Genomic DNA, 12,557 nt, shown 5'->3' with positions numbered 1-12,557 from the left:
GCTTTGATTTAGCTCAACTGCTCAGCCGATTGACGTGCCTTGGGGACCTTTGCGGCGCGCAACTTTCGCCGGTGAGCCCCGCTTTGCCGCAGAAGATTTATTAGCGGGCGCCTCAGAGATCGGCCAGACCGATCGAAATCGGGACAAGTGTTTCTCGCGCTAGCGGCCGATAGGCCACCTTGCAGCGACGGAGCTCGCGAGGCCAGCCGGCGGCCCGGAGGGCGAAGCACAGGTCTGTCGCGCGGTTCGAAATGATGATCGTCACACTAACTCATGAGGCTCGAGATAGCTCTGGCATGCAGAAGTAGGAGCTCCGGGCGCGGCGTAACGCCGGCGTATGGCCTTGCTAATGATCCTGCGACTCTCGGAAGCATTAAGATGGGTGTCTTCTTCTACGGTCTTAGCCTCCCGGGCAAGATCCTCGTCTTTGATAACGTGCCTAAACCAGGCAGAATAGTCGCCGGCTTGTCGATGATATTCCCAAGTTTCATCATCCACGGCATGCGCGACGTCGAGGAAGCGGTATAGGTTCTCGGCGCCAACATTCATCCGGCCGCCCGGCCCTCTGAAGTAGAAACTCCGCCAAGCGCCAACATCCCCTGAGGCATACTTTCCCACATGCCTCTTATGGATCTGGACCGGGCGGTCAACTTTAAGCGGCACCGGCCGCTGCCCTGAATGCGGCTCCCAATACAGCAACTCGTCGCAGTTCAGGACCGGCACTTCTGTCGGCATAGGCACATCAAATGTCGTTCTGAGGGCGCGCAGGCCCTCGAGTGGCATGGAGCCGAAGGCCAGAACGACTTCGGCCATTGCCACCGCATCGGCCGCCAGCGCCTCCGGGAACATCGTGAGTAGAATGGCTGCCGACGGCACGCCCACCCTGAGGTGTCGTGGACCAGCCTCAAACGCCGGCAAGACTTGATGTGCCTCGTCAATCACGAGCCAATGCGGACGTCCTGTCAAGGCCCGAAAGTGGGAGATTTGCGCCAGTAGGTTTCCAAAAAGTGACTGACGCTCGGCTATACCCAAAGCTTGCGTGTTTATGACCAGATTGACGCCCACGTTGTGACACAGCTTGAGCGCCTCAGGAACGTCGGGCGCCGTGGCTGCGCTTCCGACACATACGGCGTGCTTGAGGTCGAGATAATCGCCCTCCGGATCAAGCACGCAGAATTCAAATCGTTGCAGCGCCATGCGTTCCGTCAAGGCCGTGGCGAGGGTGGACTTTCCGCAACCAGAGGGACCAATGACCAAAACGCTTCCGCCATGCGGTTTGATATAGAAACTCTTGCCCGCACGATCCACGCCGACGAGCAATCCGTGCTTCGTCGCGGGCGCGATATCTGCGTCGTGCGCGATAATCTCGTTGACTAACTCGCTGACCCCTGCGCCGTGATCCCCGATAAGCACAATGTCAGCGGCTTCCTTCACCGAAGGAAGAGCATTCGCCACGGCAGCCGCACAGCCGCATATCTGAAGAAATGCATGATCGTTTTCGGCGTCCCCGACTCCTGTGACGTTGTGGGCCGAGATCTCGAGCTCGACGAGGGCCTCTAGAAGGCCACTCGCCTTGCTTATACCTGGCGGCAGGATCATCACCGCCCCCTTATTGAAAGTGATTTGCAAATCGAGCCCAAGCTCACGGATAACGTTCAGAACCGTGGCTTGGTGAGGTTCCCAAGTCGCCGCAATGGCCCGCCCCACCGAAAGTGGCTCGACGTTCATCTTACGAAGTCGGTCAATAAACTCAGCTGGGAGCGCTGGAGCCAGTAACCGCTCCCTTCCGGTCGAAGGTTCAAGGATCAGAGCGCCATTCTCCGCGACGACACGGTCAAAAATGGCCAGCTCACGGAATACCTTCTGCAAGTCAGGAACCTCGCGCCCCGTCACGAGAATTAATTTACGCCCGGTCTGTTTGAAGCGTCGAAGGGCGTCTAAGGTCTCGGGCGTCACCGCGCCATGGTTCGCTATGGTTCCGTCGTAGTCGGTCGCCAGGGCCAAAAAGTACAAAACACACCTCAATGGGCATCGCGGCAGCAGAGCGTATCTTCATCAGACTTGCGGCGTCTGCGGCCAAGCCAACGCATAACTTGGGCCAGAGGCTAACCCTTCAAGCGTCGACTGGTCACCAATCCTCCGAAGTATTCAGCCGCCTGCAGTACTGGTCATCCGCAGAATCGAGACGATGCCGTCCGGCAGCGCTGTCGTGATGCCGCGAAACCAAGCCGCTGCTGGATGTAAACAATCCTGCAGCACCGCGGTCCCGATATCAGGCCGCCTGGCCGATGTCTTGAGGACGATACGCGAGCGCATGCACGATATCCGCCCGGCTGACGATGCCAATGAGTTTCCCCTCCCGGGTGATTGGCAAGCGCTTGATCCGTTGTCGGCCCATGAGGTCGGCCAACTCAGAAATTTCGGTTTCCTCAGTCGCTGTGATGACAGGACTGGTCATCAAATCGCGAGCGCGTCGGTTGTCCTGACGGATATACTCCAAAAAAGATGGTGCAAGCTCGGTTCCTTCGGCGAGCACGCCGAGCCACCAAGCGCGCTTCAACGTCTTGGCTTTTCCGAACGGACGCATTAGATCGCCTTCGCTTATCATGCCGAGGATGCCGCCTTTATCGTCACACACTGGAACGGCACTTATCTCGAAATCGCACAGGAGATGTGCGATCTGAGTGACCGAGTCCTCCGGTTTAGCAGTGACCACGCTCCGTGTCATGATATCCGCGGCCTTGATTGCCATGTCGTGCCCCTTCTTCCGATCTCACCCCAAATAGCAGAACGTCGCCCCGACTAGTTGATCTCGCTCAAGTTGCGTCCGTCTTACCTCAGCCTTCGGATCGAACGAAGCATAACGCGCAGATTAGTCCAAAGAATGACCTGGATCAAAACGCTTTGAACCAGTGTCGTTACCCTCGCCGTAACAGAGGGATGATGACCGATGACGGCGACCGCAATCATGACGACTGGCACCTAGACATGAAGCGGATCGGGTTAGCCGTCGTTGTTCTGGCTCTCATGGGATGGATGGGCTGGGAAGTAGTTCAGCGGCTTGGCGCAGCACCGCAAACCAGCACGCTCTACGGCAACGTCGAAATCCGGCAAGTCGACCTCGCCTTCAACAGCGAAGGCACTATCACCACTATGCAGAAGCGCGAAGGCGACCCCGTTAAGCTCGGCGAGGTCCTCGCGGCGCTCGATAGCGCAACTTATCGAAATGCTACCTCCCTCGCAATGGCGCGCCGCGATGCAGCACAGGCGGAAGTTGAGAAGCTAGTACATGGAACGCGGCCGGAGGATGTTGACCAGGCCCGCGCCAATCTCGCCAGCGCTCAGGCAGTGCTTGCCAATACCCAGGCAACGTTCAACAGGCAGCAGGTACTCGTCTTGACCAATGCGACCCCTCGCCAGGCCCTCGACGACGCTCGGAGGGCTCTTGACTCCGCTCGAGCACTTGTTGCGCAGACACAGGCTGCGCTGACGGAAGCCATTAACGGGCCGCGCAGCGAGGATATCGACATTGCTCGCGCCCAGCTTCGCCAATCTGAAGCCTCGCTTGAGCTCGCGCGTACCGAGTTGTCTCGCACGCTGATTAAGGCACCTTGCGACGGCATCGTGATGACCCGGGTGGTCGAACCAGGAACAGTTGTGCTGCCAAATTCTCCGGTCTATTCGATCGCCATAACCGGAGAAGTCTGGATAAGAGCTTTCGTGCCAGAAGCTATGCTCGGCCGCGTCGCGCCCGGAGCCGCGGTGAGTATTTTCACCGACAGCCGATCTGGCCACCCATATGCTGGCCAGATCGGCTACGTCTCGCCCGAGGCGGAATTCACGCCCAAAACCGTAGAAACCCCCGAGCTGCGGACGCAGCTCGTCTACAGGCTTCGGATCCGTGTGACCGATCCGGATTCCGGTATCCGGCAAGGTCAGCCCGTCACAATTCATCTGCCCAAGCAACTGACGTCATGACCGACCCGCTCGTGCGGATCGATGATCTGTATCATTCTTTCGGCGATAGGATCGCCCTCGCGGGAGTTTCGGCGAACGTCATGGCCGGTGTAATCACCGGCCTTATCGGGCCCGACGGCGCTGGCAAAACGACCTTGCTCCGGCTGCTCGCCGGACTGTTGCGCCCGAGCCAAGGACGGATCACGGTGTTGGGCCATGACATGGTCACCGACGCTACTTCCGTCCATCGCGCGATCGGTTACATGCCGCAACGTTTCGGACTCTACGAAGATCTGAGCGTCGCCGAAAATCTGCAACTCTCCGCCGATCTCCATGGACTCACACAGGCGGTTCGCGCAGAGAGGTCAGCGCACCTCTTGCGTTTTACCGGTCTCGCGCCGTTTAACCGCCGCCTCGCCGGTCAATTGTCGGGTGGGATGAAGCAGAAGCTTGGACTAGCCTGCGCGTTGTTGGGTCAGCCGCGACTCCTGCTGCTCGACGAGCCTTCGGTGGGTGTCGATCCTGCGTCTCGGCGCGAACTTTGGGCCATTGTCTCAGCAATGCTTGAAGAAGGTCGCAAGGACGGTATGGGTGTAATTTGGGCAACAGCGTATCTGGACGAGGCCGCGCGGTGCAGTGAGGTTTTGCTCCTCCATGAGGGCAAACTACTAGCGGCAACACAGCCCGAGGCATTTACAGCGCCTCTGTGGGGCCGCGTCTTCCGCCTGACCGCGGCTACAGGAACCCGCCGCAAAGTCGCGGAACGCGCGCGTGACGATCCTAGCGTATTGGACGCCACGATGGACGGTGACGCTGTGCGGATCGTGTTAAGGAAAGGTGTGCCGGTTCCGAAGGCCGCGGCGCTCGGTGGCATTGAGCTGACCTCGCTCGCGCCCCGTTTTGAGGATGGATTCATTGACCGCCTGCCCGCGCGGAAGGTGAAATCGTCCCATGAGATGATCCGGGCCTTTTCGCAGCCAGTTTCTGCATCAGCCTCACGTGCGGCAATCGAAGTGCACGACCTTTCGCGCCGATTCGGCACCTTCTTAGCCGTTGATCATGTGACTCTTCAGGTCGCAAGAGGCGAGATCTTCGGACTGCTTGGTCCAAACGGAGCCGGCAAATCCACGATCTTTCGCATGCTCTGCGGCTTGCTCCGACCCAGCGAAGGAACCGCCCAGGTCGCGGGCAAGAACCTCCTGCGGTCAGCCGCCGCCGCCCGGGGCCGCATCGGATATATGGCGCAGCGCTTCTCGCTTTACGCCGAGCTTACTGTATTGGAAAACCTTAGCTTTTTCGCGCGCACCTACGGGCTCCCGCGCGCTCAGCGCGCCCTTGCGATCGACCTGGCTCTAAAACGGTTCGAACTGTCGGAGGTAGCCAATTCTACCTCAGGCTCTTTGCCCCTTGGCGTTAAGCAGCGGCTGGCCTTAGCCACGGCCTTGCTGCATGACCCTGATATTCTCTTTCTGGACGAGCCGACCTCAGGCGTGGATCCACTTACACGGCGGGAGTTTTGGCAGCGCATCGGGGATCTCTCAGCCTCAGGTGTCGCTGTGTTGGTGACCAGCCATTTTATGGATGAGGCCGAAAATTGCGATCGTCTCGGCATCATCAGTGATGGTCGGATGATCGCCACGGGGACGCCCGCTAGCCTCCGCGCTCAAGTCCGAACAACCGAACTACCCGACCCGTCCCTGGAAGACGCGTTCATCGCCCTGGTAAAGCGTGGCGAGCAGCCGAGCGATCCCACGTGAGCGTCGCCCTTCGCATGCGCGGCCTAGTGGGGAAAGAGATCAAACAGATTTCCAGGGACCCTTCCGCCATTCTCATCGCATTCCTTCTGCCGCTGGTTCTGCTCATCGTGAATGGCTATGGAATCTCCTTCGACGCCAATCACATGAGGATCGCGGTCGTTATCGCGGCTCCAGAAGAGGAGGTCCGTGGTATGCTGCAGTCGCTAGCTGCCTCGCCTTTTATCGATCCGCAACGCATGCCGAACACTCATGACGCAGAAGCGGCGATGATACGAGGCGATGTGCGCGGCATGCTGGTCGTGCGTGACGATTTCAGCGAGCGACTGGCTAATCCCATCCGCTGGCCCGCAACCGCCCAGCTCGCGGTGAATGCGACGGATCCTAACACTGCCCGCATTCTCGAGGGCTACGTATCCGGTGCGCTTACCACCTGGCTTGTCGGTCAGGCGAGTGAACGACGCCTTAGTGGACCCACGATCGATCTGGCATCGCGCTACTGGTTCAATCCTGAACTACGGTCGGCGGACGCGATCGTACCAGGAATCATCGTGATGGTGATGAGCATGACGGGCACCCTCTTGACTGCGCTGATCGTCGCGCGTGAATGGGAGCGCGGAACGATGGAAAGCATGCTGGCATCGCCCGCGGCCATGGCTGAGCTGATCTTAGCGAAACTTGGCTGCTACTTTGTCCTCGGTATGGGCAGCATGCTACTTTCGGTGCTCTTAGCCGTCGGATTATTCGATCTGCCCTTCCGCGGCAGCTTCGGCGCCATGGGAGCGGCGTCGGCACTGTTCCTGGTCTTCGCCCTGGGCCTGGGCCTATTCATCTCAACACTGGCCCGCAATCAATTCGTTGCAGCCCAAGTGGCCTTCCTGACCACCATGCTTCCGGCAATGATGCTGTCAGGCATGTTATTCGATATCGCCTCCATGCCGCGCTGGCTGCAGATCATCACCTACGGTGTGCCAGCTCGCTATCTCGTTTCGATACTTCAGACCGTTTTTTTGGCTGGCGACATATGGGCCGTCATTTTGCCCAATCTGTGTGGCTTGGCGGCGGCCGCCATCCTGGCCGTCGGCGCCACGCTCCTCGTCACTCGGCGGCGTCTCGACTGATGTTCCAGCGTGTAATGGCGCTTTTGACCAAGGAGCTCACCGGCCTGTGGAAGGACCGGCACACCCGCTTCGTCATCTTAGTTCCGCCGCTTCTCCAAGTCTTCGTTTTCGCCTATGCTGCAACCTACGACGTGCGTGATGTTGCTCTAGGGATCTGGAACGACGATGCCGGGGTGCAAAGCGCCGAACTGGTAAGGCGCTTTGCCGCATCCCCAGCCTTCCACGCGGTGGCGAGCCTACAAAGTCCGGCGGGAGCCGCCGCGGCAATCGATGCTAGGCAGGTGGCGGCCGTGCTGCACGTCCCGCAGACCTATTCGGCTGACGTCCTCGCCGGCCGCGACGCAGAGGTACAGCTGCTGATCGATGGGCGTCGTTCGAACACGGCCTTGCTCGTGGAAAGCTATGCTACGCAGATTGTCGCAGAGCTATCGGCGATCCAACCCGGCGAAGGCAAAGTTCCGCTAACGTTGGTCACCCGCGACTGGTTTAACCCAACTCTTGAGAGCCAATGGTTCATACTTCCCGGTCTCGTGGCAGTGCTTTCGCTCATGATCGCGATGCTTGTAAGCGCACTGTCGCTCGCCCGCGAACGCGAGCTGGGCACGTTTGAACAGCTGCTCGTAACGCCGCTTCGCCCCGCAGAGATCCTGATCGGCAAGGCTCTACCAGGCCTCATAGTCGGATGGATCGATGCAAACATCGTCATCCTCGCAGGGCTGTTGTGGTTCAAATTGCCATTTCTAGGTAGCATGGCCATGCTGCAGGCGACGTTGGTGCTTTACTTGTTAGCCGGCGTGGCTATTGGGCTGGTAATATCCTCAATAGCGCGCACTCAGCAGCAGGCAATGCTCAGCGTCTTCGTGATCGCATCACCTATGGTGGTGCTGTCCGGCTACGCCGCCCCGATCGAAAATATGCCTGCGCTGGCGGAACTTGTCTCGCGTGCTGATCCGATACGTTGGATGCTCATCATCGCGCGTGGATTGTTCCTACAAGACTTGCCCGCCTGCCTGGTGCTCCAATACGCCTGGCCAATTGCACTGATCGGGCTGGCGTCGTTCGCCGCAGCCTGGGTTGCTGTCCGGCGAGCGGTAACCTGATAACCCGCGAACGAGGGTCATTGCTGGGGCTCGAGATCTGCCTCGTCTTGATCTTCGTCAACTCGTGGCCTCCGGTATGCCCTTATCTTAAGCCACGCTACGACGATGTGGTTCTCGTGATGATGGCGGCCGCCTCACTCGTTCATAAGACTTTCGGATCGCCACTCGGAGTAGTCTCTTATCTCGATACGCAGAAGTCCAGCCTTCTGCGAAAACCCTCGCTCATGACTTCTGTTCGGCATGAACTATGACGGACATCTAACCTCCAAAGGCTGTTCCTTGACCGCGACGATGCGTCGCTGCGTCGTATAGACCCGGATGCGACGATCACCGCCGGCCAAGTCAAGAACCCCTAGATGATCCAGTCAGCAATCTTATGATCCTTGAAGGGAGAGTATTTCGTGACATACACCACGATAATGGTAAACTTGGCGCCGGGAGAGGACAATGCAGGCCTTCTGAGGGTTACCGGAGAGCTTGCTGAGAGGTGTCACGCTGAAGTGGTTGGCATCGCTGCTCGCCAACCACTTCAGCTCCTCTACAATGATGCGCTCGATTTCGACGACGCTATCGAACGTGATTTTCGCGAGATCGAGAGAGAACTCGAAGCCGCAGAGACTGAGTTTCGGTCGGCGCTTCTCGGTCGCGCAAGCAAGCTGGAATGGCGCTCATCAGTGACAATCGCGCCCCTCTCCGAGTATCTTGCGCATGAGGCACGGGTAGCCGACCTCGTCATCACTGGACCAAGCTCGGCCAACCAACCACTCTGCCGCGCCCGTCACGTTAATCTTGGCAATCTGCTGATGCAAATTGGGCGGCCGTTGCTCATCGTGCCTAAAAATATGGATCGACTCAAATTCCGGCGGGTATTGGTTTTCTGGAAAGATAAGCGAGAAACGCGTCGCGCCAGCTCAGATGCGCTCCCTCTGTTGAAACTAGCAGAAGAAGTGACGGTTATCGAGATCGCCGGCAAAGCCGATCTTGCCGCGGCGACCAGACGTGTGAACGATGTTGCTGCATGGCTCGGGCGCCACGGTATCATAGCGGAGGCTGTCGCAGCCGCGGCCAATGGCGACGATGCTGCACAACTCGAGGCATTTGTCGATGAATACCGAGCAGACGTGGTCGTCGGGGGCGCTTACGGGCACAGTCAACTTCGGGAGGTGGTGCTTGGAGGTGTGACACGAGATCTTCTCCTACGTGCCGAGCGATGCGCATTCGTCTCCCACTAGGCGCCCTCCGCCAGACCAAGTTTTATGTCCTGTGGCAATCCTCGCGCACGCCAACATACCCGCCAGAGGCTTCTCGGCCGAGCGCCCCGCCGCTGATACCTGGGTTTAGGCGTCCGTCTGCAGCGGTTGCCATCTAACCCCAGTCGCTTGGCTGCGCATGACCACCGCAAGATCGGGGTTGAGGGAAAGGGTCTACGTCGTTCGGTCGAGACGGGACGTAGATACACGGTCAGCGTCGCCTCGGCCGATCAAGTCGTTTCTATCGAACCTTCTAGGAGAGTTGCGTCGATCGCCCAGTATCCTCTCCTTATCCGGCGCGTTCAGATTCCCCTGCTCCCATGGAAGGACGGCTTTACTGCTAAGTGTTCGGATAGCATCGCCTCCATCGCAAGCGTTGATCGTTATAGCGCCTGTCGCGCTAGCTTACATATCGACGTTTACAACAACCCCCGCACCTGACTCACTTGACCTTGATGTGAGTCAATGCGCGGTCCCCCTTTGCCGACCATTCTTGCGAGGACGGGTGTTAAGGCGTGATCATCGGCGGATCAAATGGTGTGAAACAGTTCGATACCGCGATCGCCAGTCATCAAACGGGAGGGGTGCCATGACCCCATCATCACGCGAGAGAGCTGCCAAAGGTTCGGAGGTAACATGTCATGAGTATTAGCCCAGTAGCACCACTCGCCCCTCCAAATCTCGTCTCACAGGCGGGCGTCGTCGCGAAGCATTCGGGTAAGCTCCGGTTGGGAGCGCTGACGGCGATTGTCGTCGGCTCGATGGTCGGATCCGGCGTCTTCAGCCTTCCGCAGAATATGGCGGCAGCCGCAGCACCTCTGGCCATCTTAATCGGTTGGGTAATCACTGGTGTGGGAATGCTCGCCCTCGCACAGGTGTATCAGCGGCTCTCAAGGAGCAAGCCGGAGCTCGATGCCGGCCCATACGCCTATGCCAAAGCCGGTTTCGGTCCGTTCGTCGGCTTCAACAGCGCTTGGGGCTACTGGATCAGCGCTTGGGTTGGGAACGTCTCATATGCTGTTATAGTCTTTAGCGCCCTGTCGTTCTTCTATCCTGCCTTCGGCAATGGAAATACATGGCAGGCCGTCCTGGGCGCTTCCGTCGCGCTTTGGGTCATCCACGCGCTCATTTTGTCGGGTGTGCGTCAGGCAGCACTCGTCAATCTCGTGACGACCATAGCCAAAATCGCGCCCATCGTGCTCTTTATCGTGCTTGCCATCGCAGCCTTCCATACGAACATCTTCGCGCTCGACTTCAGTGGCGCCGCCACGAAAGGATTAGGTTCGGTTCTTACGCAGGTGAAGAGCACGATGCTCGTCACCCTTTGGGTCTTTATCGGAATTGAAGGCGCGAGCGTGGTGTCAGCACGTGCCGAGCGGCGCCGCGATGTCGGGGCGGCGACGATCGGCGGTTTCGTGATCTGCCTGTTGCTATACGCCTTGGTGTCTCTGCTGGCACTCGGGATCATGAGCCAGCCCGAGCTTGCTGGGCTAAAAAATCCGTCGATGGCCGGCGTTTTGGAGCATGTGGTCGGCCCATGGGGTGCAGGACTGATTAACATTGCCCTTGTGGTGTCGGTCTTTGGAGCTTTCCTGAGTTGGACCTTGCTTGCAGCGGAGATACCCTTTGTCGCTTCGCGCGATGGCACGATGCCCCGCTTCTTCGGGCGGGCCAATGCAAATGGCTCGCCAACGACTTCGCTCTGGGTTACCAATGGTCTCGTCCAACTTTTCCTCCTCATAACACTCTTCGCGAACAGCACTTATCAAGCATTGTTCTCTATTGCCTCAGTCGCGATCCTCGTCCCGTATATTTTCTCTGGCGCTTATGCCGCTCTCCTCGCTATCCGTGGCGAAGCAGAGGCCAAGATCCGCGATCTGGTCATTGGGCTCGTCGCTACTGTCTATGGCATATGGCTCGTATATGCGGCAGGAACGTCATACTTATTCATGTGTGCTATCCTCTATGCGCCCGGCATTCTTATTTACTGGGTCGCCCGAAGGCAATTGAAGCTCCGGCTATTTCATCCCGCTGAGGCAGTAATCGCGGCGCTACTGATTGTTGCGGGCGTAGCCGCGGCCTGGCTCATGTACACCGGCGCAATCAATCCCCTCTCCTGAGCCAGCCGAGCGAGGTTTCCCCTATGAGTGATCCTGGAGTCTATTCCGAAGTTGGGCGATTGCGCGAGGTAATTGTGCATCGGCCGGATCTCAGCCTACAGCGATTAACACCCGAAAACTGCCACACGCTCCTTTTTGACGATGTTCTGTGGGTGAAGCGCGCTCGTCAGGAGCATGACGCATTTGTCGACACGCTCCAGGACCGAGGGGTCGAAGTGCTTGAGTTCGGCAAGCTCCTCGCGGAGACAATGGCTGATGCAGACGCACGACGGTGGCTGACGCGTGCGCGGGTGAATGAGGAGACGGTAGGTTTCGAGCTTGTTGACGAGCTGATCGGCTGGCTGGACGAAATGTCAGCCAGTCACCTAGCAACCACTCTAATTGGCGGCATCGCTCGCGCCGAGCTTCCCTTCAAACCGCAGGGTCTGGTGGACCGGAGCTTCGAATCGCAGGACTTCGTATTACCACCGCTGCCCAACCAGATCTTCACCCGCGACAGCTCCTGCTGGGTGGGCGGCGGCGTGTCGGTCAACTCCATGTATTGGCCTGCGCGACGGCCTGAGGCGCTCAATGTTGGTGCCGTCTATCGCTTCCATCCCCGCTTCCGAGCGGCAAAGTTCGACACTTGGTGGGACGGCACAGCTAACTTCGCCGGCACGGCGACGCTGGAAGGTGGCGACGTCATGCCGATTGGCAACGGTGTCGTGCTGATCGGTATGGGAGAGCGCACCACGCCGCATGCGGTCAGCCGACTTGCCAGACGCCTGTTTTCCTCAGGGCAGTTCACACGGGTTATCGCGGCCCTTATGCCGCGCGATCGCAGCTTTATGCATCTCGATACGGTCTTCACCTTCTGTGCACCGGACCTTGCGACACTCTACCCGGCGGTGGTCGACCGTCTAAGGAGCTTCACCTTAGAGGTCGGACCTACCCCAGATTGCCTTCACGTGGTTGAGGAGGACGCACCCTTTCCAGAGGTAGTACGAAGGGCACTCGGCCTGAAGGAACTTCGCCTCATCGCAACTGGCGGCGATTCTTACGAGGCCGAACGTGAACAATGGGATGACGGAAACAATGTCGTCGCGGTTGAACCCGGTGTTGTCATTAGCTATGACCGCAACGTTTATACCAATACGCTGCTGCGTCGGGCCGGGATCGAAGTAATTACCGTCGAGGGTTCCGAGTTGGGGCGTGGTCGCGGGGGCGGCCACTGTATGACCTGCCCGGTTCGTCGCGACGCAATTTGAAGGGATAA

9 protein-coding genes are annotated in these 12,557 nt (G+C 58.7%); 7 read left to right on the top strand and 2 right to left on the bottom strand.

Going from position 1 to position 12,557, the window contains the following annotated elements:
* Positions 1–261 precede the first annotated feature (261 nt).
* Together GSQ83_RS03660 and GSQ83_RS03655 are read right to left on the bottom strand one after the other, a co-directional pair.
* Positions 262–2,013 carry an HAD-IIB family hydrolase gene (locus tag GSQ83_RS03660; protein ID WP_158801530.1) on the bottom strand — a complete coding sequence of 584 codons (1,752 nt, stop codon included), beginning with the start codon at positions 2,011–2,013 and terminating at the stop codon, positions 262–264.
* Between the two features lie 259 nt (positions 2,014–2,272).
* The gene (locus tag GSQ83_RS03655) at positions 2,273–2,752 is read right to left on the bottom strand and encodes a CBS domain-containing protein (RefSeq protein WP_158801529.1); all 480 of its coding nucleotides are present in this window, start codon (positions 2,750–2,752) and stop codon (positions 2,273–2,275) included.
* Positions 2,753–2,943: 191 nt separating this feature from the next.
* On the opposite strand from GSQ83_RS03655, the gene GSQ83_RS03650 reads away from it, so the two are divergent.
* The 7 genes from GSQ83_RS03650 to GSQ83_RS03620 all read left to right on the top strand — a co-directional run bounded on the left by GSQ83_RS03650 (position 2,944) and on the right by GSQ83_RS03620 (position 12,549).
* Entirely contained in the window at positions 2,944–3,978 is a 1,035-nt protein-coding gene (locus tag GSQ83_RS03650; protein ID WP_216849906.1) for an efflux RND transporter periplasmic adaptor subunit, read from the top strand.
* Positions 3,975–5,714, top strand: a complete 1,740-nt coding sequence (locus GSQ83_RS03645) for an ATP-binding cassette domain-containing protein (protein WP_158801527.1) — start codon at positions 3,975–3,977, stop codon at positions 5,712–5,714. The genes GSQ83_RS03650 and GSQ83_RS03645 overlap by 4 nt, the downstream gene beginning before the upstream one ends.
* The gene (locus GSQ83_RS03640; protein ID WP_216849905.1) at positions 5,711–6,832 is read left to right on the top strand and encodes an ABC transporter permease; all 1,122 of its coding nucleotides are present in this window, start codon (positions 5,711–5,713) and stop codon (positions 6,830–6,832) included. The genes GSQ83_RS03645 and GSQ83_RS03640 overlap by 4 nt, the downstream gene beginning before the upstream one ends.
* A complete protein-coding gene (locus GSQ83_RS03635) occupies positions 6,736–7,932 on the top strand; it encodes an ABC transporter permease (RefSeq protein WP_371417949.1) in 1,197 nt (398 codons plus the stop codon). Before GSQ83_RS03640 ends, GSQ83_RS03635 begins: the two co-directional genes overlap by 97 nt.
* A 401-nt stretch (positions 7,933–8,333) precedes the next feature.
* Positions 8,334–9,164: a universal stress protein gene (locus GSQ83_RS03630; protein ID WP_158801525.1), complete on the top strand. Its 831-nt coding sequence runs from the start codon at positions 8,334–8,336 to the stop codon at positions 9,162–9,164.
* 659 nt (positions 9,165–9,823) lie between these two features.
* Complete coding sequence (gene arcD / locus GSQ83_RS03625) at positions 9,824–11,302, top strand: arginine-ornithine antiporter (protein WP_158801524.1); 1,479 nt, start codon at positions 9,824–9,826, stop codon at positions 11,300–11,302.
* A gap of 23 nt (positions 11,303–11,325) precedes the next feature.
* The gene (locus tag GSQ83_RS03620; protein ID WP_158801523.1) at positions 11,326–12,549 is read left to right on the top strand and encodes an arginine deiminase; all 1,224 of its coding nucleotides are present in this window, start codon (positions 11,326–11,328) and stop codon (positions 12,547–12,549) included.
* The last annotated feature ends 8 nt before the right edge of the window (positions 12,550–12,557 follow it).

It is taken from the genome of Acidisoma sp. L85, from assembly GCF_009765865.1.
In the GTDB taxonomy this organism is placed as follows: domain Bacteria; phylum Pseudomonadota; class Alphaproteobacteria; order Acetobacterales; family Acetobacteraceae; genus Acidisoma.
The sequence above is the reverse complement of the archived record's forward strand: the minus strand, read 5'-3'. Positions and strand labels throughout refer to the sequence as shown.